The organism is Acrocarpospora corrugata (assembly GCF_009687845.1).
GTDB lineage: Bacteria > Actinomycetota > Actinomycetes > Streptosporangiales > Streptosporangiaceae > Acrocarpospora > Acrocarpospora corrugata.
Map to the genome: position 1 here is coordinate 173,987 of NZ_BLAD01000037.1, position 21,183 is coordinate 195,169.

General features: G+C 69.7%; 14 protein-coding genes and 1 pseudogene. 8 read left to right on the forward strand and 7 right to left on the reverse strand.

Annotation, left to right across the window (positions count from 1 at the left end; all coding sequences use genetic code 11):
- Window positions 1-383 (forward strand): annotated as a pseudogene (locus Acor_RS04045) (NAD(P)-dependent oxidoreductase); the annotation flags it as partial.
- A gap of 202 nt (window positions 384-585) precedes the next feature.
- Here the strand turns inward: Acor_RS04045 and Acor_RS04050 are convergent.
- Window positions 586-927, reverse strand: coding sequence for a hypothetical protein (locus tag Acor_RS04050; RefSeq protein WP_155335148.1), 342 nt, complete (start codon window positions 925-927; stop codon window positions 586-588).
- 220 nt (window positions 928-1,147) lie between these two features.
- A complete protein-coding gene (locus tag Acor_RS04055; protein ID WP_155335149.1) occupies window positions 1,148-3,940 on the reverse strand; it encodes an ATP-binding protein in 2,793 nt (930 codons plus the stop codon).
- 241 nt (window positions 3,941-4,181) lie between these two features.
- Between Acor_RS04055 and Acor_RS04060 the strand changes: the two genes are divergently transcribed.
- The gene (locus Acor_RS04060) at window positions 4,182-5,654 is read left to right on the forward strand and encodes a hypothetical protein (protein WP_155335150.1); all 1,473 of its coding nucleotides are present in this window, start codon (window positions 4,182-4,184) and stop codon (window positions 5,652-5,654) included.
- Between the two features lie 64 nt (window positions 5,655-5,718).
- Here the strand turns inward: Acor_RS04060 and Acor_RS04065 are convergent, their stop codons facing one another.
- Complete coding sequence (locus Acor_RS04065) at window positions 5,719-6,330, reverse strand: FtsX-like permease family protein (protein ID WP_155335151.1); 612 nt, start codon at window positions 6,328-6,330, stop codon at window positions 5,719-5,721.
- Window positions 6,245-7,051 carry an ABC transporter ATP-binding protein gene (locus Acor_RS04070; protein WP_155335152.1) on the reverse strand — a complete coding sequence of 269 codons (807 nt, stop codon included), beginning with the start codon at window positions 7,049-7,051 and terminating at the stop codon, window positions 6,245-6,247. Before Acor_RS04070 ends, Acor_RS04065 begins: the two co-directional genes overlap by 86 nt.
- Before the next feature lie 54 nt (window positions 7,052-7,105).
- On the opposite strand from Acor_RS04070, the gene Acor_RS04075 reads away from it, so the two are divergent.
- Complete coding sequence (locus Acor_RS04075) at window positions 7,106-7,675, forward strand: helix-turn-helix transcriptional regulator (RefSeq protein ID WP_155335153.1); 570 nt, start codon at window positions 7,106-7,108, stop codon at window positions 7,673-7,675.
- 637 nt (window positions 7,676-8,312) lie between these two features.
- Here Acor_RS04075 and Acor_RS04080 read toward each other — a convergent pair.
- The gene (locus Acor_RS04080) at window positions 8,313-8,522 is read right to left on the reverse strand and encodes a hypothetical protein (RefSeq protein WP_155335154.1); all 210 of its coding nucleotides are present in this window, start codon (window positions 8,520-8,522) and stop codon (window positions 8,313-8,315) included.
- Window positions 8,523-8,617: 95 nt separating this feature from the next.
- Here Acor_RS04080 and Acor_RS04085 point away from each other — a divergent pair, with 95 nt between their 5' ends.
- The gene (locus tag Acor_RS04085; protein ID WP_155335155.1) at window positions 8,618-8,866 is read left to right on the forward strand and encodes a type 1 periplasmic-binding domain-containing protein; all 249 of its coding nucleotides are present in this window, start codon (window positions 8,618-8,620) and stop codon (window positions 8,864-8,866) included.
- 3 nt (window positions 8,867-8,869) lie between these two features.
- Here the strand turns inward: Acor_RS04085 and Acor_RS04090 are convergent, their stop codons facing one another.
- Entirely contained in the window at window positions 8,870-9,919 is a 1,050-nt protein-coding gene (locus Acor_RS04090) for a LacI family DNA-binding transcriptional regulator (RefSeq protein ID WP_246238410.1), read from the reverse strand.
- 538 nt (window positions 9,920-10,457) lie between these two features.
- Between Acor_RS04090 and Acor_RS04095 the strand changes: the two genes are divergently transcribed.
- The 4 genes from Acor_RS04095 (at window position 10,458) to Acor_RS04110 (ending at window position 20,146) form a co-directional block, all read left to right on the forward strand.
- Window positions 10,458-15,131, forward strand: coding sequence for a discoidin domain-containing protein (locus Acor_RS04095; protein ID WP_218034116.1), 4,674 nt, complete (start codon window positions 10,458-10,460; stop codon window positions 15,129-15,131).
- Window positions 15,132-15,200: 69 nt separating this feature from the next.
- Window positions 15,201-18,362 carry a family 43 glycosylhydrolase gene (locus tag Acor_RS04100; protein WP_218034117.1) on the forward strand — a complete coding sequence of 1,054 codons (3,162 nt, stop codon included), beginning with the start codon at window positions 15,201-15,203 and terminating at the stop codon, window positions 18,360-18,362.
- Window positions 18,363-18,412: 50 nt separating this feature from the next.
- Window positions 18,413-19,033: a hypothetical protein gene (locus tag Acor_RS04105; RefSeq protein WP_155335156.1), complete on the forward strand. Its 621-nt coding sequence runs from the start codon at window positions 18,413-18,415 to the stop codon at window positions 19,031-19,033.
- 78 nt (window positions 19,034-19,111) lie between these two features.
- Window positions 19,112-20,146: a WxL protein peptidoglycan domain-containing protein gene (locus Acor_RS04110; protein ID WP_155335157.1), complete on the forward strand. Its 1,035-nt coding sequence runs from the start codon at window positions 19,112-19,114 to the stop codon at window positions 20,144-20,146.
- 5 nt (window positions 20,147-20,151) lie between these two features.
- On the opposite strand, the gene Acor_RS04115 is transcribed toward Acor_RS04110, so the two are convergent.
- Window positions 20,152-21,117, reverse strand: a complete 966-nt coding sequence (locus Acor_RS04115; protein WP_155335158.1) for an SDR family NAD(P)-dependent oxidoreductase — start codon at window positions 21,115-21,117, stop codon at window positions 20,152-20,154.
- Window positions 21,118-21,183: the final 66 nt, after the last annotated feature.

Genomic DNA, 21,183 nt, shown 5'->3' on the forward strand with positions numbered 1-21,183 from the left:
TGCACCACGTCCACGCCGACGACGTCGCCCAAGCCTTCGAACTGGCCATCCAACACCGGGACGCGGCGGCGGGCCAGGACTTCAATATCGTCGCTCCTACCGCGCTGAACGTTCGCGGCTTCGCGCACCAGGCGGCCGCATGGTTCGGGCAGACCGCGTCGCTGGAACAGGTGACTTGGGAGGAGTTCCGCCACAACACACCCCCGGAGCACGCGCAGGCGAGCTGGGAGCACCTCTACCGCAGTCATTTCTGCTCCATCGAGAAGGCTACGGCCCTCCTCGGCTACGCACCGAGCCACCAACCGCAGGCCGCCGTCCTGGAGTCCGTCCGCTGGCTGATCCACCACGACGAGCTGAAGGTGGCCGGCCCGCTCATCGCCTGAGATGGCGGAACACCTCTGAGCATCAATCGCCGACATAGACTCGGCAGGAAGATCGCTGGCGGGCGTGCCGCTCATCGGATGGTCGCCGCACAGCCGCCGAATCAGCGCCGTAGGTCGTCAGTTGTTGGTGAAGATGGGGCCGAACTGCGTGTCCAAAGACGGCTGGCAGGCGACTGAGAAGTCGTCGACCTGCCGGCAGAAGTCAGCCCTGTGGTCGCCGTTGAAGTCGGCCCATGAGGTCCCCGCCGGCCCAGACGCCGGCGCCGAAGCCGCTGCCGGTGGACAGCAGGCACCTCATGACGTTGAAGATGTCGACCAGGCAGCTGTCGGCGCGGCCGTCGCCGTTGAAGTCCGTCCAGGCGGCGCTGCCCTGGATGTTGTGGAACCCGGGGACGGTGGCGTGCGCGGGTTTGCCGCCGCCGGTGAACATCGTCGCCGAAGCGGCGAGGACGATCGCGAGCGCCCGCCCGACGCGTACGGACAGGTGCCCTCGGCGGCGCGCGGCCGTGGTCGGGCGGTATGACTTCCCGGCATGGAACCTCATGACGGTTCCCCCTTTTCTTGGCGTTGGTTGGTTTATTCGCGTCCGCGCTGCGGGCAGCGCAATGGAATAGGCGACGGATCGTAAGAAGAAATGCCGGCGGAAGACGAAGGCTTGATGTCACCGCTTTCCGGTCCCCGGATGATTGGGTGTCATCGTGAGGTGGAAGGCAAAAGCCTCGATAGGGTAATTCTGCGTATTTCCTGGGCGGTACGGTCGGGGATCAGGACGGCAGGAAGGGGGTCAGGCGCAGGGCCAGCGCGGTGCGGTTGGGGCATCCCATCTTCTGGAGCAGCCGCTCGACGTGCTTGTCGATGGTGCGCGGGGACAGGAACAGATGCTGCGCGATCTCGCGATTGGACAGGCCGCGGATGACGAGCCCGGCGACCTCGAGCTCTCTGGCGGTCACCCCCGCCGCCTTGAGATCGAAGGGTACGCCCGCCCGGGGAGCCGCCCTCGTGGCGTGCGCGGCCGATGTGCCCGCGCAGGCCTGGGCGAGTGTGCCCAGCGCGGCGGCTTCGAAGAACCCCCGGGCGTGCTGGAGGTAAGGAGCCAGCTCGGGCCAGGCCGGGCCGACGTCGGACGCCGCCACATGGCGTACGGTCACCGCCTGAAACCAGGGGGTCGCGGCCAGTGTGCCGAACGCCTCCCGCAGCAGCACGTTCGCGCGGGCCCGGTTTCCCTGCCGGGCTTCCCGGATGGCGCACGCGGCCAGGGCAGGGCCGCGTGCCGCGGCGTGGGAAAGCCGATCGGGGTCCTGGAGCAGGGTCCGCACCGTCTCGTGGTAGTCCTCACCGGCCACGACCGACAGGAGGGTCAGCAGCCCCGGCACCGGGCTGTGGTGCGGGTCGGGGATCTGCATGAGGCCGTGGGCGTGCCGCAGCGCCAGCCGGGCCGCGTCGGAATCGTCCCGGTTGATGGCGGCGACGGCGTAGCAATGCCCCCAGATGAGGCTGGACCACTCGGGATCCGCCTTCAGCGCCTCGGGGACGTGCCGCAGCAGCTCCTCGACCGCGGAGATGTCGTCGCCCCGGGAGGCGGCGACCGCGGCACGGGCGATGGACGCCGCGTACTCCAGCGGCCCCATCCGGTGGCGGTGCGCGAGGTCGAGCAATTCGGCGGCGCGGCTCTCGGCGCGGTCGAGCTCGTGCCGGAACAGATGCAGGACCACGAGGTTGAACTGGGCGACGGTGCCCGCGACCACGGCCCCGATGGCGAAAGCCTGGCCGCGGGCTTGTTCCAGCGCGTCCGGCGTCCCATTGCGCAGCAGGTCGAGCGTGCCGATCTCGTTCAGTGATCCGGCGATCAGGTCCGGCATGGAACGTCGCTCGGCGAAGGCGAGCGCCCGCGCGAACGCGTCGCGGGCGCGGTCGGCGTCGTTCGGCCGGCGCGCCCGCCCGAGGATGAGCAGCGCCTCGCCGGCCAGCGGATGTTCGGGGTCGGTGTCGAAGGCCGCCTGCGCCAGCCGTTCCGCTTCCCGGTGCCGGTCGCGGCCGATGGCGATGTCGGCGCGGATCAGGTCGATCTCCTGGCGGAGGCGGCCCCGCGGGTCGAGACGCCTGGCCTGCGCGGCGTTCGCGGCGGCCTGCTCCCATCGTTTGGCGCCGAGGTGGGCCCGCGCGACGGCCAGCTGGATCCGGGCGCGCCGCTCGGGTGGCGCGTTGCCGGCCTCCAGCCGGAGCGCGAGATGCCGGCCCAGTTCGACGGCCTGGTCCAGGCGGCTCACGTGCACCCGGACCAGGCTGCCCCGGGCCCGCCAGGAGGCGAGGACGGCGAGCGTCTCCTCGTCGATCTGATCGATCGTCTCCGGATCCACGGCCAGCTCGCGTGCCCGGGTCAGCGCGATCTCCGCCGGGGCCGGCGCGCCGCACGCGCGGGCCCGCCGCGCGAAGGTCAGCAGCACGTACGCGCCGCGGGCCGGCTGGCGCGCCAGCGTGGCCAGCCCGGCCATGCTCTCCGCGATGTCGCCCGACTGCGCCTCAGCGCTTTCCAGGACGGTCAGCGCGGCTGACGCCAGAAGTTCGCGTTCGCCCGCGGGCAGGGAGGTGAGCACCGCCTCGCGGGTCAGCGTATGGCGGAACTCGACCGTCCCGTGCCGCTCCACCAGCAGGTACGCGCTGGACAGCCGGGCGACCAGGTCGGCCAGCCGGTTCTCCGGGAAGCCGGAGACCAAGGACAGCAGGCTCAGGGCGCTCCGACGGCCGAGCGCGGCCGCCACGGACACCACCCGCCGTTCGTCGGGGCCGAGTGCCGCCAGGCGACGGGTGACCGCCGTGCCGAACGCCCCCGGAATCACGAGCGCCGGCAGTTCGCCGGCCACCCACACGCCGTCCACCTGGCGCAGCCCGCCCGATGACAGGAGCGTGCCGAGCAGTTCCTCGACCAGGCGGGGAATCCCGTCCGCGTAGTGGCGGACGTAGTCGCCCACCGCGGCCGGCGCGCCGCCGAGGCACTCGTCGCAAATCCGCGCGATGTCGGGGCCGGACAGGCGGCCGAGGTCCAATCGGTCGACCGCGTGCCGGGCCGCCAGCCGTTGGACCATGTCCTGGGCAGGGCTCGCCTCCTCGGCGCGCAGGGCGGCGACGACGAGCACAGGTTCACGCGCGAGGCTGTCGGCGAGATATTCGACGCTGGCGAGGGTCTGCTCGTCCGCCCAGTGGAGATCTTCGAGCACCAGGATCCCCGGCCCGCCGCGGCCGGCCCGGTCGCGTAACACGCGAAGCACCGTCTCCCCGGCGACGATCGGGCTGAGCAGCGGGTCGAGCGTGCGCCCGGCCGACGCGGCGCCCGCGCGCTCCACCGCCATCAACGCCTCGGCGAAGGGCCGGTAGGGCACGGGGTGGGAGGCAGGGACGGCCCTGCCGATCAAGGGCTGTGCGGCGGTGAGAGCCTCTCCGACGAGCCGGGTCTTGCCGATGCCGGCCTCGCCCTCGATCACCAGGACCCGGCCCTCACCCCGTGCCGCCTGAGCGGCCGCGTCAAGAATCGAGCGCACCTCTTCGTCGCGACCGATCATGACAGGACATCGGGGAGTCCTCGCCCACCTGCTGTGCCGCACGTTCGGCCCCCTTCGGAGGCGTGCCACACCACCAGGTGGAGGGTAACTCCGCCGGGAAGACGCCGCCACATATTACTTTTTACTTTTCCATGATCACGCACCCGGCGAATACGTAGTTCTGCCCTACCGGCGCCGTCGCCGCCCCGCTCAGGATGAGTCGCGCCACGAAACAACGACCATTCCAGAACGGGGAAAAGAAATGAAGGCAGGAATTCGGGCACGACGGCTGTTCGCGCTGTCGTTGCTGGCATTACCTCTGACGGGCTGGACACAGCTCGTCCTGAGTCCGTCCGCGTCGGCGGATCCCGTCCGGCGGACCACCACCATCGTCTCGATGGGCGATTCGTACGCCGCCGGCGAGGGCTCCCCGGGCCCGGGGCGGACCTGGCAGGACCCGCTCTGCCACCGATCGTCCAACTCGGCGCTCAATCTGGGGATAAACGCGTTGCGGGCCGCCAGCCCATTCGCGGATCCGTACGTTCAGCTCAATGTCACCTGCGGCGGCGCGAAAATCGACGTCACGGACGGTGCCAGCGGAGGAATCCTGTCGCCGCAGCGCAATTTCGCCTCGGACCCGAACGCGGAACGGCCCGCGCAGATCGACCAGGTCGAACAGTGGTGGAACGACAACCAGCTGGGGATCGACGTCCTGACCATCGGCGCGGGCGGCAACGACGCGGGATTCGAGAACCTGGTGCGGGCGTGTGGCGTCCCGTGGAATCTCGACAGCTGCGACGGCTTCATGCAGGACGACCTCGACGCCGGCCTGGCGGCCATGCGCGGCCACTGGGCCGAGCTGATCAAGGCCATCCAGGGCGACGGGCAGGGTGGTTCCCGGAGACTGCACGCTCCGGTTCGCGACATCTACGTCACGATCTATCCGGACCCGACCTCCAAGCTGGTCAACGGCCAGCGGGCGTACTGCGACCGGCAGCCCCTCACTGACCCCGTGATGGGTTCGGTGACCGGCCGCGAATCGCAGTGGCTGTCGACGGTGGCCGTCGCCGGCATGAACCAGGTGGTCCGCGACGTGGTGAACGACGCCAACCACCAGGCCAGGGACGTCTACCCGGCGTGGCACGTCATCGAGCCGCCGGACTGGAGCAACCACGGATGGTGCGCGGCCCAGCCGTGGACCAACACCTACCTGCGCAGCCAGAGCATCCAGGGTGACGAGTGGGGCACCGCGCATCCGAACCTCGCTGGATACTCGGCGCTGGGCTCGGAGATCCAGGGCGCGCTGTACTACCTGAACAACGGGGTCAGGGACGCGAGTATCCGGACCACCATCTCCGCCGCGCACAGCAACCTGCCCCTGCAGATCCTGGCACCGGGCCAGGGCATGCCCGTCATGCAGGGCGGACCGTTGGACTACGAGCAGTTCACCTTCCACGCGAGCGGCACCACCGTGCAGGTCCGCTCGGAACGAAGCGGCAAGTGCCTGGTGAACGACCCGGCCAGGCCTCCGTTCGAGCCGGGCGCGGGGATCGTGCTCGGGGACTGCGCCAGCCCGTCTTCCCGCTGGGACGCGCGGCCGGCTCCGTACGGCGCGTGGGTCTTCACCCGCGGATTCCGGATGTGCTGGGACATCTGGCTGGCGACCACGGCCTGGAGCGCGCCGCTCATCCAGTACCCCTGCCATTTCGCCAACAACCAGAGATGGTGGATCTGACATCGTGTCCATCGCCCGTGTCCCCGCCAGGGGGCGCGGGCGATGCCTGCTGGACTTGGTCACTTCACTCGCGTGCCAGCACCCGGGCCGGCGGCAGTCGCTGGACGAGGATCGCCGGGGCGACTGAGGCGAGGGCCGCCAGCAGTACCGCGACCGCCCCGGCCACCAGAGCCCCCACGGCGACGGCGGCTCCGGCGGTCCCGGTGACGGCGAGTGTGACGGCCAGTCCCACGCCCGCGCCGACGACGGCGCCGAGCACGCCCACGCCGACGCCTTCGGTCACGATGAGCCGGGCCAGGGCCGTCAACGGCCAGCCGGACGCCTTCAGGGCGGCGAGTTCGCCGTCGCGTTCACGGACGCCGAGGTAGAGGACGTCGGCCACGGCCAGGGCGGCGAGCGCGAACATCAGACCGATCGCCACGTAGTCGACGGCCCGTGCCTGCAGGACGATCGCGTCGCCGAGGAGCGATCCCACGACCCGGCCGCGGAAGCCGTACGTCACGCCGAGCAGGATGGTGAGGGCGACCACCGCGATCGCGAGCGTCGCCGCGCCGAGCAGGGAACGGCCGGGGGCGTGCTCGCGGTCCCGGTCAGGACCGTGAATCCGGTGGCCGCCACGACGATGCCCAGCAGCAGGACGAGGGCGCGCCCGGCCCGGTGCCGCAACTGGCCCCACGCGAGCCGGGTCCTCCGATCCGGCCGATCCGGTCCATGACGTCGTCGGACGGCACGACGGTCTGGTCGGCGACCACGCGCCCGTCGCGCAGCCGCACCACCCGGTCGCGGGCGGCGGCGACCTCGGGGTTGTGCGTGGCCATGACGAGGGTCATGCCGCGTTCCTCGCGCAGCCGCAGCATCAGGTCGACGATCTCCTCGCCGGTGGCGGTGTCGAGGTTGCCGGTCGGTTCGTCGGCCAGCAGCAGGGGCGGTTCGGCGACGAGCGCGCGGGCGATCGCCACCCGCTGCTGCTGGCCGCCCGAGAGCTCGCCCGGCAGGGACTTCTCCCGCCCGGAGAGCCCGACGGCCGCGATGAGGTCCCGGCCCCGCGCCCTGCGGTCGAAGCCCACCCGGTACGGCAGGACCGGCGCGAGCACGTTGTCGAGCACGCTGAGGGCGGGCAGCAGGTGGAAGCGCTGGAAGACGAACCCGACCGTGCGCCGGTGCCGCTCCAGGCCGCGCCGCCGCAGCGTGTCGACGCGCTGCCCGCCCACGTGGACCTCGCCCCCGTCCGGGAAGTCCATCGCGCCGATGAGGTGCAGCAGCGTTGATTTGCCTGCCCCCGAAGGGCCGGTGAGCGCCACGGTGCCCCCCGCCGCGATCTCCAGGCCGACCCCGTCGAGGGCGAGCCCCGACGCGTACGCCCGGGTGACCGCCACGAGCCTGATCTCCACACTCATGAGCGATAAATTGTCACAATGTATGGGAAGTGCGGAAGCCCCTAGGATGACCGCATGCCGTTGAGCCACGCCGTACTGGCCCTGCTGTCGAGCGGCCCCAGCCACGGGTACGAGTTGAAGGGCCGCTTCGAGGCGGCCATCGGCCCCCAGTGGGGCGGGCTGAACATCGGGCACCTGTACCAGATCCTAGACCGGCTGGTCCGCGACGGCCACGTGACGAGGGACCACGTCTCCCAGAACGACCGCCCCGACAAGACGATCTACCGCCTCACCGACACCGGCCTCACCGAACTACGCGACTGGGCGGCCAGCCCCGTGGTGCGCGCCGGAGGCTTCCGCGACGAGCTCTTCCTCAAGCTGCTGGGCGTCGCCCGGCTCGGCCCCGAGGCGCTGGCCGCGTTCGTCGACCGGCAGCGCACCGCCTACCTGTCCGACCTGGCCGCGCTCACCCGGCAGCGCCGGGAACAGCCCGACCCGCTGGTCGCCGTCCTGATCGACGCGGCGATCGCCCACACCAAGGCCGACCTGGAGGTCGTGACGGCAGCCGAGACACGACTCGCCGAGCTGGCTGAGCGCTCGGGCCGATCCGGGCTTTCAGTCGGGGAACAGCGGTCAGTGGGCTGACGAGAGCGTCCCGGCAGCCGGCCAGAACCCACGCGAATCGTCTTCGGCCGTGGCAGCTCGCTGGGGTTCCTATTGTGGTGTGATTGTCGCACCGTTGCTTTGGGACGGCCTGTCAGCAGCTGGAGGCGGGTTGAAGCGCAGGCGCGAATTGCTGACCGAACTCGCCATATCTCTGGCCAGTGGCGTCATTCTGGCGGTGGGCGCGAGTTTGCTGACGGTGGCGGGATTACCGGGGGTCGCGGACGCGATTCCCACCTGGGTGCTGGTGGCGGTGGTGGCTGTCGTGGCGGCGCTCGTGGCCTTTCTGGTCGCGCGCCGGCTCGGTGGAGGCGGCGCCCAGGCGTTTGTCATGATCTCGGCATTCAGGACACGCTGGCTCGCGGATCTGCTCGCCGATCTGTCCCGGGTTCTCGATCGGCACGGAATCGAGCTGGTCGTCAAACTTCCCGAGTACGACCACACCGGCCGGAGCCAGCTTGACTGCCTGGCCTCACTACGCCGTAAGCGACGGTCCTTTGTCGGCGGTTTCCTGGTCACCGACCATCTCGACCACGTCCAGGACGAGGTCACGGCGGCGTGCCATGCCCTCAGAAAGCCCGTGCTGTTTCTCGACACGTGCCCGTTCAACGCGGCGGACCTACCGCCCCAGACGGCGTACGTGAATTGTGATGCCGACGAGATAGGCGAGATGGCCGCGCGGTGGCTGGCCCACGAGATGACGGAACGCGATATCGCCGATCCCGTGGTACTCGTTGTCGCGGGGGACGCGCAGCCCGGTCGGCAGAACCGTTTCAAAGAGCGATTTCACGAGCTGATGCCGTCCGCGAAAGTGGACATCAGTCCACATGGGCAGTTCGTGCGTGAGTGGGCCCGGGACATTGTGATGACTCATCTGTCCCGGCGGGGCAGCGCATCGACGCCATCTTCTGCACCAATGACGAGATGGCGCTCGGCGCGGTCGACGCGGTACAGAAACATTCAGGACCCAGCGATATCGTCATCATCGGAGTCGACGGAATCCCCGAAGCCCTCGCGACCATCGACACGGGAACGACGCACTTCCGGGCGACCATCGTGCAGAGCACCCGGCGCGCCGCCGAAGTCGCCGTCGACGCCCTGATGCGGATGCGGGCCGGAGAGCGCGTCCCGGCCGAACTCACCTTGCCCGCCATCTGGCACCCCATGCGATGAGCCTCACGGCACCCACTGCCGGTCGGCTGGGTTCTCGCGCAGGTTGCGCGGGGGAGTCGCGGTGGAGTCGCGGATGACCAGGCGGCAGGGGAGGCTGTGGATGCCGGGGGTGGCTCTGCCCTCGATGGCGGCGAACAGGTGCTGGGCGGCGGTGTGGCCCAGGTGTTCGAGGTCGGGGTCGATCGTGGTGAGGGTGGGGCGGGTCTGTTCGGAGAGGACCTCCCAGTTGTCGTAGCCGACGACCGCGATGTCGTCGGGCACGCGCCGGCCGCGTTCCCTGGCCGCTTCGATGAATCCGGCGGCGGCCTGGTCGCTGCCGCAGAACACCGCGTCGATTTTCGGTTCGGCCATCAGCAGCATTTCCGCGGCGAGGCGTCCCCAGCGCTGGGACCAGGAGCCGAATAACGTTTCCCCGACCTGCGGCAGCCCCGCCTCGGCGAGCGCCTGCCGTACCCCCTCGGCCCGGTCGGTGGCGGCTTTGTAGTCGCTGGGGCCGGTGACATGGGCGATGCGGGAGCGGCCGGTGGCGATCAGGTGGCTGACGGCGAGATGGGCGCCGCCCATGTCGTCGGGGACGAACGACACGTCCTCGGGGTCCTCGGAGGGGCCGTAGGCGTACACCACGGGGACGGGCAGGTCCTTGGTGATGGACGGGCGGGGGTTGGTGCTCTCGCCGACCACGATGAGGCCGTCGACCCGGCGGGAGAGCAGGGTGCGGACGTAGTGCTGCTCGCGGATCGCGTCGCCGCGGGCGTCGCAGAGCAGCACTGCCATCTCGCCTGTTCCGAAAGCGTTTTCCGCACCGAGCAGGACGGGGATGCCGAACCGGCCGACCATGTCACTGGTGAGCAGGCCGACGGTGCGGGTTTGCCCGGAAAGCAGGTCCTGGGCCAACGCGTTGGGCTGGAAACTCAGCTGCGCGGCGGCGTTGAGGACCAGCTGTCTGGTCGCCGCCCGGACATCGACACGGCCGTTGAGCGCCTTGGACGCGGTGGCGATGGAGACGCCCGCCAGGGCGGCCACGTCAGTAATGGTCGCACGCCTGGTCGTCACACCGAAAACCCTTTCTCCATGCTCTACCTGGTCGGACCTCATCATACGCAACAATCCGTTGACAAGTACCGCAGGTTTCTTCTACGTTACGAAAACCTTTTAGGTGATTTCGGACGTTGTGCCGGGGGGTATCGGAAGGAGAGGCCATGCAGCCACTTGTGCTGGTCAGTGCTGCCCTGGGAACGATCGGCGTCGCGCCGGTCGCAGGGCCCGACGGCAAAGAGCCCCCAGCTCAACGCCGAGTGGACAACCGTCTCTGAACCCCCCAGTCACGTTGCCGGACGACGAGTCCCAGACGTTCCCGCAGCGCATGGTCATGGAGCGTGCCACGGCCCGTCCGACCGCAGGCCGTCCACGATGCCGACCAGCCGATTCGCCATCCCTCACCCGCCAGCCGCACGCGTTCCCGGCACCGACCCGTCACGGTCCGTGTGCGCCCGAGACCCGGCTTCACCCCCCATCTGGTACCAGGAGGAAGTTAATGATTGCCAGACGCTTAGGCAGGGCGCCCACGTGGGCAGCTCTGACCGCGCTTACCGTGGCAGGCCTGGTCAGCCTGCCACCCGCCGCCCACGCCGACGGACCCGTTCTGCCCGGCAACGAGGGTGACGTGGGGGTTTACACCAACGGGCAGAGCCACGTCATGGACATCGGCGACCCGGTTTACGCCAACGTCGGCGATGTCGTCAACCAGCTCAAGCCCGGCGTGCCGTACACCGCGTCGAACCTGCACCAGTCGATTTTCGACAAGGACTTGGCCGCGGGCGGTACGGACTACTACCTCGACCGCGTGCTGGGCGTTCGCGGCGCGCTCGGGTCGACCGTGCTGATGACCCGTGGCCGCTCCGTGTACATGCGCGGCGCGAGCAACAACAACTTCACCGTCATGGGCTTCGCCGGCAGCACCTTCGTCGGCGGTCCCAACAACCTCGGCAACCTGTACACCGTCACGGTGCCCGGGCAGACGGTGGCCGAGGTGAACGCGAACCGGTTCAACGCGCCGAGCCACGCCAAGAGCCAGTACACGATCGGCACCACCGGCGTCACCGCCGATCTGACGAAGTTCATCACTTATGACAACGTCGCGGTCACCGCGATCAACTTCAACAACCCCGGTGAGACGGCGGCGACCTTCACGGTCCGGGCCGCCTCGCCGCTGGCCACCCAGGCCGGAGCCACCGCGGCCGAGCTGACCGGCACCCGCGTCATCACCAGCGGCTCCAACAACGGGCTCGTCGACACCCCGTGGAACACGGTCAAGATCGACGTCACCGGTGCCGGCTTCACCCGCACCGGCGCCAACCTGGACCGCGAGGTCACTGTCCCCGCCGGTGGCTCGGTCTCGGTCTCCGTGGTCGGCGCGGTGTCCTCGGCCACGCTGCCGAAGACGGTGGAGAGCTACCACGACTACGCCGCGCTGGCGCCGGCCGTGGCGGTTCGCACCGGTATCACCGCGTTCAACCGCCAGTGGGCGCAGGACGTGCCGTACATCAACGTCCCCGACCCGGCGCTTGAGAAGGCCATCGTCTACCGCTGGTGGGGCGAGCGTTACAACACCCTGGACGCCAACGCGACCGGTCACGTCTACCAGTACCCCACGACGATCGAGGGAGTGAACCTCTACCAGAACGCCGTGGCGCTGACCCAGCCGATGCACCTGCAGGACACCAAGTGGCTGCGTACGCCTTACCTGCCGTACGGCCAGATCCTGAACATCGGCGAACTGTCCGGCTCCTCGGCCTTCCTCGACAGCCCGGGGCACACGAGCTGGAACAACCACTACTCGCAGTACATCGGCACGGCAGGTCTTGAGGCCTACAACGTGCACGGCGGCGGCAAGGAGGTCGCCGAGAAGTTCGCTCACTTCTTCGAGGGCGACGGTGTCGGCCAGCTCCAGCACTACGACGGCAACAACGACAAGCTGATCGCTTACGACACCAACTACATGCCGGGCAACGACGCGGACGCCATCTCCTTCGGCTTCCCGAAGACCGGCGCCGGCGCGCCCGGCGCGCGGACGATCGAGCGTCCCGAGTCGGCGTACGTGTGGGGCGCCTTCGACGCCGCCAGGCAGCTGTACCAGATGTCCGGCGCGAGCCAGGCCAAGGTCGACCAGATGGCGACCAGCGCCAACGGCATCCGGGACGCGATCCTGGACAAGCTGTGGAGCCCCGACATGCGGATGTTCCTCGCCGCCACGTCGCACGGCGCCACCAGTGGGGCCAGCTCGAACGGAAAGGCCAACCCGCTGCCCGCGGCGGCTCGCGGCCTGGTCCCGGCGAAGGAGTCGAACCTCTACGACGTCTACGCCGAGAACCTCATCCCGTTCGACCAGTACCAGAAGTACGTCGACGGTTACCGCTTCCTGACCTACGGCGACAACTTCCCGATCTTCCCGTTCTACACCGCCAACCAGTACGACCGGACGGCGTACGGGGTCGGCGGCTCGAACAACTTCTCCAACATCAACTTCACGGTGCAGTACCGCAGCGTGCGGGCGGCCCTGCGCCACTACGACCCGGAGCAGAAGTACATCACCCCGGCCTACGCCAAGCGCCTGCTTGACTGGATGGCCTGGAGCATCTACCCGAACGCGGACATGCGGGTCCCGAACCAGTCGGAGTACTACTCCAACTGGAACGCGACCACCAAGACCTACAACCGCAACAACCCGAACCACGTGATGCTCGGCAACATGAACTACATCTTCGTCGAGGACATGGCCGGCATCCAGCCGCGCTCCGACGACAAGATCGAGCTCTGGCCGATCAAGTTCGGTTACGACCACTTCATGGTCAACAACCTGCGGTACCACGGCCAGGACGTCACCATCGTCTGGGACCCGGACGGCACCAAGTACGGTCTGGGCGCGGGCTACAGCCTGTTCCTGAACGGCGAGCGCAAGGCCAGCGCCGACCGGCTCGGCAAGCTGACCTACGACCCGAAGACCAACCAGGTCCAGGCCGAGGCCGGCGTGAACGTCACCTTCACCGCCGCCACCGGGAGCGACTTCCCGACCGCGGTCAACACCCCGATCGAGGACGACCGCGTCGTCGGCTACCTGAAGACGGCCGGCATCGACCTCACCGAGGACACCGCGAACCTGGCGAAGGGCGCCACCCTCGCCTCGTCCTACACCCAGCAGGGCACCCGCTCGACCCCGTGGCGGCAGTTCCACACGCCCGGCTACAGCACCACCTCGATGAACTACACGCCCGGCGCCATCAAGGAGACCGAGCAGGCCGTGACGCTGGCCGCCGTGAACGACGGCGTCACCGCCAACGAGCCCTACTGGGGCAACTACGGCACGACCGACAAGAACGGCTACGTCGAGATCAATCTGGGCTCGGCCAAGTCGTTCGACAACGTGAAGGCGTTCTTCGTCAGCGACCGCCAGGCCGGCGGTTACCACGAGCCCGCCCGCTGGTGGGTGCAGGTGCCCAACGGCAGCGGCGGCTGGAAGGAAGTGCCGGGCCAGTTCAAGAACCCGTCGGTTCCTTCGGCGAAGTTCAACGAGGCGCTCTTCGACTCCGTCACCGCGGACAAGGTGCGCATCGTCTTCACCAACAACCCGACCTACTACACCGCGATCTCCGAGATCCAGGTGTTCGACTCGGGCCGTGACGTGCCGGACGTCTCCAACCAGGCGCCCACCGTCACCGCCACCCGCGACGGCTCGGCGGACGGCAACCTGTCCACCAGGCTGGTCGGCAACGCGTCCGACGACGGCATCCCGTACGACGACGAGCTCACCTTCGGCTGGGAGACCGTCTCCGCGCCGCAGGGCGCGGGTGTCATCTTCACCGACTCCAAGGCGCTGTCGACCAGGGTGACCGGCACTGTCGCCGGTGACTACGTGTTCCGGTTCTTCGCCGACGACGGCGAGAAGCGGGCGACGGCGACCGTCTCGGCGACCCTCGCCAAGAAGGACGTCGTGGCGGAGTTCGGCTCCACCGCGACCGTCACCACCAGCGGCACCGCGTCGTGGGAGAACCACGCGCGGGTCAACGAGGCCACCACCCCGGCCAGCTCGAACCCGGGCTCCGGAACCGGCTGGGGCAACTGGGGCCAGCCGCGCAACGGCACCAGCCCCGCGACCGAGGCGTGGATCCAGTACCAGTGGACCTCGCCGGTGCGGCTCTCCTCGACCGACATCTACTGGTATGACGACAACGGCGGCACCCGCCGCCCGACGGCCACGACCTATGCCATCGAGACCTCCACGGATGGGACCACCTGGACACCGGTGACCCTGAACGGATCGACGTACGCCAACGGTCTGGCCACCAACGCCTACAACCGCTTCAACTTCGAGCCGGTGACGACCAACCGGATGCGGATCCGCATCTGGGGCCTGATGACCGGTGGCGCCGGCACCGGCGTGCTGCGCTGGCGCGCCAACGGCGAGACCGTCGACACGGTGCGCTCGCCGGTGCTCATCCGGACCGGCGTGGGCCAGGTGCCCACCCTGCCGGCCGCGCTCGACGCGGTGTACACCAGCGGTGCCCGCGGCACCGTCGGGTTCAAGTGGCAGACGATCACGCCGGACATGGTCGCGGAGACCAATGTCGACCCGTTCGTGGTCTACGGCACCAACGACGCCTACGGCCTGATCGCCGAAGCCCGCGTCTACGTGCGGCCTGAGATGTCGCAGGACGGCATCTCGATTCAGGGCGCCGAGTCGTTCCAGCAGCACGTCGAGATCGGCGAGCTGCCCTACCTGCCCAACAAGGTGGAGGTCTCCTACAACGACGGTTCCAGGGACAACCAGGCCATCGGTGTGAACTGGCGGTTCAACCCGGAGATCGTCAACACCGACGGCGCCTACACCGTCATCGGCGACCTCATCCTGCCCGAGTACGTCAGTGAGGCCGGCACCATCCGGACCACGCTGACGCTCACCGTCGGCGAGGGTGGCCCGATCTGGGTGACCAACGTGGCGCCGCGCACCCAGTGCACCGGCACCAACGCCTACGTCACCCTCAACGTCCGCAACGACGACGACGTGCCGCTCACCATCGAGCTGATCACGCCGTACGGGTCGCGGACCGTGGCCAACGTGGCGCCCGGGAAGTTCGCCTACCAGGCGTTCAACACCCGCGCCAAGTCGATCCCGGCCGGCACGGCGACGGTGAAGGTCACCGGAACCGTTGACGGCACGCCGGTCACCGTACCGGTGGAAGCGCCGTACGGCGCGCTCAACTGCGGCTAACACCCCCCTGGTGGCGGCGCCTCCGCGGCGCCGCCACCAACCACCGCTGAGAGTAAGGAAAGCACCACCTTGAAGATCGCCGTGAGGCGCACCGCCGCCTCATCACCCCCCCGCCCCCGGTTACGCAGGACCGTCCCGGCGGCGGTCGCCCTCCTCCTGGCCGGCTCCCTCCTCGGAGTCCCCACCGCGGCCTACGCCGCCGACTCCATCACCTTCACCAACACCCGCAACCCGATCCTCGGTGACGGCGCCTACTACTCGGCGGACCCGGCGCCGGTCGTCATCCCGGCCGGAGCCCCCGGCAACACGAGCGGGAGCGACGAGCTCTACATCTACACCGGCCGGGACCAGGCCGGGCCGTCCACCAACGACTTCACCATGAACGAGTGGGGCGCGTTCCGCACCACGAACGTGGAAGCCGGCGAGTGGACCCACTATCCGTCGCTGATGCGCCCGGAGACCGTCTTCTCCTGGGCGACGGCGGGCCGCGCGTACGCGGGCCAGATGATCCAGGGTGTGGACGGGCGTTACTACTGGTACGTCCCGGTCAGCGAGCGGGTGAGCACGGCGGCCGACAAGTTCGCGATCGGGCTGGCCGTCGCGACGACGCCGACCGGTCCGTGGACCGACTACGTGGGCGGGCCGCTGATCTCCCAGCGGGTGCCCTCGGCGAACACCATCCAGAACATCGACCCGACGATCCTGATCGACGGCGAGGCCCCCAACCAGCGGGTGTACGTCTGGTGGGGCACCTTCGGGAATCTGCGGATGCTGGAATACCAGCAGGACATGAAGACCCCCATCGGCACGCAGCGCACCGTCACGGGCCTGACCGGGTTCTTCGAGGCGCCCTGGATCTTCAAGCGGAACGGCACGTACTACCTGGCGTACGCCGGCAACAACGCCGGCCCGACCTCGCAGTGCACCCCGGCGAACTACCACGCGTGCATCGCGTACGCGACGGCCACCTCGCCCACGGGCCCGTGGACCTACCGCGGCACCGTGCTCCGGCCGGTCTCCTCGACCACCAGCCACCCGGGAATCCTGGAGTTCAACGGCAAGTGGTACATCGCCTACCACACGGCCGACGCGGTCGGCGGCGGTCACTTCCGCCGTTCGGTGGCGATCGACCGGGTGGAGTGGGACGACACCCAGACCCCGCCGCGGATGAAGCAGGTCACCACGACACCGGTCAAGGGACGTGACCTCACGCCCCGGCCGAACGTCGCCCAGGAGGCGAAGGTCGCCGTCTCCAACGAGCCCGTGCCCACCCAGTACTGGGTGAAGGCGCTCAACGACGAGCTCGTCCGGTCCAACCCGCTCCCGCCGGACATGTGGGGCACCTGGACCGGCAGCAACCCGCCGCAGCAGTGGGTGCAGTACACCTGGGACCAGCCGATGCGGATCACCGGTTCGCAGATCGACTTCTGGAACGACCAGGCGCAGGGCACCGGCGTGGGCGTCGCCGCGCCCGCTCGCTGGCGTATCCAGTACTGGAACCTCGCCACCGCGCAGTGGGCCGACGTGCCGAACCCGAGCGGCTACCCGACCAGCACGTCGGGCCCGCAGAGCACCACGTTCGACGCGGTCACCACCACGCAGGTCCGCGCGACCTTCGACGCCTCCACCAACGGCAGCACCTACTCGGCGGTCGCGGTCGAGGAGTGGAAGATCCTCGCCGCGCAGCCGGAATCCGTCACCGCGCCGGCCATCACGGTCGAAGTGGGCGAGCGGGAACTGCCCGGCACCGTCCCCGTCGTCTTCGGCGGCGAGACGCTGCGGATCCCTGTCTTCTGGGACCCGCTGACCGCGGAGCAGGTCGCGCAACCCGGCACGGTGACCATCCAGGGCACCCTGCTCGGCTACGCCGCCGGCCGCGTCTCCGCGCAGGTCACGGTCCTCTCGCTGGACGACACCGAAGGCGACGAGACCGCGCCGACCCTGACGCTCACCCCGAGCGGCAGCGCGGGCAGCGCCGGCTGGTACCGCTCCGCAGTGCGGGTCCGCGTCGCCGGCACGGACGACCGCGGCGGCCGGCTCACCATCGAGTCGCGGGTCGACAGCGGCCAGCCGGTCATCACCAGGGACACCCGGCAGGCCGACGCCGACGTCTCCGGCGACGGCCAGCACACGGTCACGGCCACCGCGACCGACCGCGCGGGCAACGTCTCGGCGCCCGCGAACCTCGCCGTACGCATCGACGCCACGGCGCCGGTCAGCGTGGGCACCCTGAACACTGCCAACCGCACGGTCAAAGTGATGGCCGCCGACGCCACGTCCGGTGTCGCCGGCATCGAGTACGCCATCGGCACCGGACCGTGGACCGCCTCCACCGGCGGCGTCATCGCGGCACCCGACGCCAATCGGCACACCGTGTCGTTCCGGGCGACCGACGTGGCGGGGAACCTGGAGACGGCCAAGTCGGTCGTCATCCCGGCGGACCTGTCCGGGCCGCTGACCGGCAACATCGCGCCGATCGCGACCCCGACCGCCTCCTCCACGGCGGGCTGGAACAGCGTCACCGCCCTCAACGACAACGCCGACCCGGCCAACCCGAGCCAGGCCCAGATCTGGGGCACCTGGTCCGGCAACCGCCCGGCGACCCAGTGGGTCCAGTACGAGTGGTCCCGCCCCGTACGGATCATCTCCTCGGAGCTGAAGTTCTGGCGGGACGCCAACCAGGGCACCGGCGACGGCGTCGCCCAGCCCGACGGATGGGTGCTCCAGTACTGGGACGAGGCCACCTCGGCCTGGGCCGACGTGCCCGGCGCGTCCGCGTACGGCACGAGCACGACCGCGTTCAACTCGGTCACCTTTACCCCGATCACGACGCCCCGGGTGCGGGCCACGGTCCGGGCCAACGGCAACGGCACCACCTTCTCCGCGGTCGCGATCACGGAGTGGCGGGTCTTCGCCGACGAGCCTGGCACCGAGCCGGTCAAGATCCCGGTCACGGTCACGGTGACGCCGCGCTGCATCGCCGGCAAGGCGTACCTGGGCGTGCAGGCGCACAACGACCACGAGTCGGCGGCGGCCATCACCGTGGAGACCGCGTACGGCGAGCGGGCCTTCCCGGGTGTCGCGCCGGGCGCCAACGCCTACCAGTCGTTCGCCACCCGGGCGGCCTCGGTCGCCGCGGGCTCGGTGACGGTCCGCGCCACCGGGACTGTGGACGGCGAGGAGATCACCACGGTCTACCCCGTCAGCCACCCCGCCCTCAGCTGCACCTGACCCCCCATCCCTATCCTCATCCCCAGTAATCACGCAAAATGGAGCATTACATGAAGAACCAGCACAAGTGGCTGCTCGCGGCGGCTGTCGCCATGACCGCGTCGGTGGCTCTGCAGGCGCCGGCGATGGCCGACCCCGGCGACAGCACCAGCGTCGCGGTGACGGTGGAGATCGAGCCGATCCGGGAGCCGGGCGTGCTCGCCATGTCCATCGCCGCCAACTCGGTCGCCCTGACCGAGGACGAGGCCACCCTGGAGACCCGCGAGTTCAACGGCACCCTGCCGACGGTGACCGTCACCGACACCCGCACGCTGGAGGAGGTGCCCGGCGGTGCGGCGTGGGCCGTTCTCGGCAACGCGACCGACTTCGCCGGCGACAGCGGCCAGGCGCCCATCAGCGCCGGCCACCTCGGCTGGAAGCCGAACCTGATCGACGGTGGCGAGACCGGCCTGGTCGCCGAAGGCGAGGAGGTCGTGACCGTCCTCGACGCGCCGACCCAGCCCGGCAACAACGTCGGCCTCGTCGACCAGGAGCTCCTGGTCTCGACCTTCGACTCCAGCGCCGTCACCGGTGGCGCGTACACCGTCAACGCCAACCTGTTCCTGCGCACGCCGCTGGACGTCGCCGCGGGTTCCTACGCTTCGACGCTGACCCTGTCCCTGTTCGAATAAACCCCCACGGTGGGGGCCGCGGCTTCGCGGCCCCCACCACCCCCCTATGCCGGACCCGCTATGCCGGAGGATTTCGCCATGATCCGAACATTGCCGCGGCTACTCGCCGTGCTGGCGGCGGTGCTTCTCGCCGTCCCGATCGCCCCCGCCATGGCGGAACCGGCAAAGCCCACACTCACCTGGTCGGTCCAGCCGGCCAGCCAGCAGGGCCCCGACGGCCGCCGGTGGATCGAGCTCACGCTCGACCCGGGCCAGAGCGTGACCGAGCACCTGGCCGTGCGCAACTTCAGCGACGGCGCCGCCGTCTTCGCCCTGAAGGCGGCCGACGGTTACCTCACCGACAAGGGCCGCTTCAACATGCTCCAATCGGACCAGACGTCAGTGGACGGCGGCACCTGGGTCAAGGTTCAGAACGAGATCACCGTCGGGGCCAAGGAGACGAAGGTGGTGCCGTTCACCATCACCGTGCCCAAGGACGCCGCGCCGGGAGACCATCCGGCCGGCATCGCGGCTACCGTCACCAGCGCCCGCGGTACGGTCGCCGTCGAGAGCCGGGTGGGGTTCCGGGTCATGATGCGGGCCACCGGCACGATCAAGGCGGCGGTGGCCGTCAACGACCTCACCGCGTCGTACGAGCAGTCATGGAACCCCTTCTCCTCCGGCACGATCCGGGTCAAGTACACCGCGAGGAACGACGGCAACATCGCGGTGACCGGCTCCGGCGGGGTGACGGTCAGCGGCCTGGCCGGCCTCGCGGGACGCGACGCCAAGACCAGCGTCGGGCAGATCTTCCCCGGCGACAGCCGCGTGGTCGAGACCCGCATCGCGGGCGTCTGGGCCCTGGGACCGCTCAGCACGAGCGTCACCGTGTCCCCCGCCGTCGAGGGCGGCGTCCCGGCCGGCACCGCGCTCGAACGCGCCGCGGCCGACGTGACGGTCTGGACTTTGCCCTGGCCGCAGTTGGCCCTCGCCGTGCTCCTCGGAGCCCTCCTCTTCTCCTTCCGGACCATCACCCGGCGACGCCGCCGGCGACTCGCGGACCTGCTCGCCCACGCCCGCGACGAAGGACGGGCAGAGGCGACCATCGGCAGTCCCCGGACTTCCGGCGAATAGGACGGTCAGGCCGGCCGGTGTCCGGCGGCGGTGAGCATGTCGAGGGAGACCTGCCACAGCCGGGCGGCGTTGCCGGGGTCGAGCGCGTACGGCGCGACGCCCGTGGGGCTGGTCGAGGGAGTGGCGGACTCCAGGAGGGTCGCCTCGGCGCAGTTCTCGAAGTAGCGTCCGCCGATGCCGTCGAGCGCGGGGGACGTCGCGACGAGGACGCTGGTGGCGGCGCCCTGTTCGACGGTTTTGAGTATTGTGCCGTGGCTCGCGGCCAGGAGGGTGGCGAGCACCTCGGGGTCCATGTGGCGGGCGAGGTTGGTCTCGGTGATGACGCCCGGGTGGACGGCGTTCGCCGTGATGCCCTCGGCTGACCAGCGGCGGTTCGCTTCGACGGCGAAGAGGATGTTGGCGGTCTTGGACTGGCCGTAGGCGAGCATCGGGTCGTACGGACGGCCGGTGAAGTCGATGTCGTCGAAGACCACGGGGGAGCGCAGGTGGCCGCGGGAGCTGAGGGAGACGATCCGGGCGTTTCCGGCGGCGGCCAGGGCGTCGTGCAGGCCCAGGGCGAGGGCGAAGTGGCCCAGGTGGTTGGTGGCGAACTGCAGCTCGTGGCCTTCGGCGGTGAGGATGCGCTCAGGCAGGTTCATCACGCCGGCGTTGTTCACCAGGATGTCCAGAGGGCCCTGCCAGTTCGCGGCGAAGGCGGCGACGGAGTCCAGGTCGGCGAGTTCGAGTGGCGCGACGAGCACGTTCTTGCCGCCGGTGCTCGCGTTGATCTCCCCGGCGACCTGATGACCGGCGTCAAGGTTGCGTACGGCCAGGGTGACTTCCGCGTGCGCGCCGGCCAGCGCCCGCGCGGTCTCGATCCCGATACCGGAAGAACCGCCGGTGACGACGGCGCGCTTGCCGGTGAGGTCGAGGCCGGCGATCACTTCCGCGGCGTTGGAGCGCGCGCCGAACGAGGTGGGGCTGTTGCTCATGATGACGCTGCTTTCTGCAGATACACTCGTAAGTGGAGCCGGGTCCGGAAACGACTATAAGCGGAC

What these genes read in the sequence shown, in the direction of transcription:
- Acor_RS04085 (WP_155335155.1), top strand. Translation starts at nt 8,618, where the DNA reads ATGGCGCTCGGCGCGGTCGACGCGGTACAGAAACATTCAGGACCCAGC.
- Acor_RS04105 (WP_155335156.1), top strand. Translation starts at nt 18,413, where the DNA reads ATGAAGAACCAGCACAAGTGGCTGCTCGCGGCGGCTGTCGCCATGACC.
- Acor_RS04055 (WP_155335149.1), bottom strand. Translation starts at nt 3,940, where the DNA reads ATGATCGGTCGCGACGAAGAGGTGCGCTCGATTCTTGACGCGGCCGCT.
- Acor_RS04060 (WP_155335150.1), top strand. Translation starts at nt 4,182, where the DNA reads ATGAAGGCAGGAATTCGGGCACGACGGCTGTTCGCGCTGTCGTTGCTG.
- Acor_RS04110 (WP_155335157.1), top strand. Translation starts at nt 19,112, where the DNA reads ATGATCCGAACATTGCCGCGGCTACTCGCCGTGCTGGCGGCGGTGCTT.
- Acor_RS04075 (WP_155335153.1), top strand. Translation starts at nt 7,106, where the DNA reads ATGCCGTTGAGCCACGCCGTACTGGCCCTGCTGTCGAGCGGCCCCAGC.
- Acor_RS04080 (WP_155335154.1), bottom strand. Translation starts at nt 8,522, where the DNA reads ATGTGGACTGATGTCCACTTTCGCGGACGGCATCAGCTCGTGAAATCG.
- Acor_RS04115 (WP_155335158.1), bottom strand. Translation starts at nt 21,117, where the DNA reads ATGAGCAACAGCCCCACCTCGTTCGGCGCGCGCTCCAACGCCGCGGAA.
- Acor_RS04070 (WP_155335152.1), bottom strand. Translation starts at nt 7,051, where the DNA reads ATGAGTGTGGAGATCAGGCTCGTGGCGGTCACCCGGGCGTACGCGTCG.
- Acor_RS04050 (WP_155335148.1), bottom strand. Translation starts at nt 927, where the DNA reads ATGAGGTTCCATGCCGGGAAGTCATACCGCCCGACCACGGCCGCGCGC.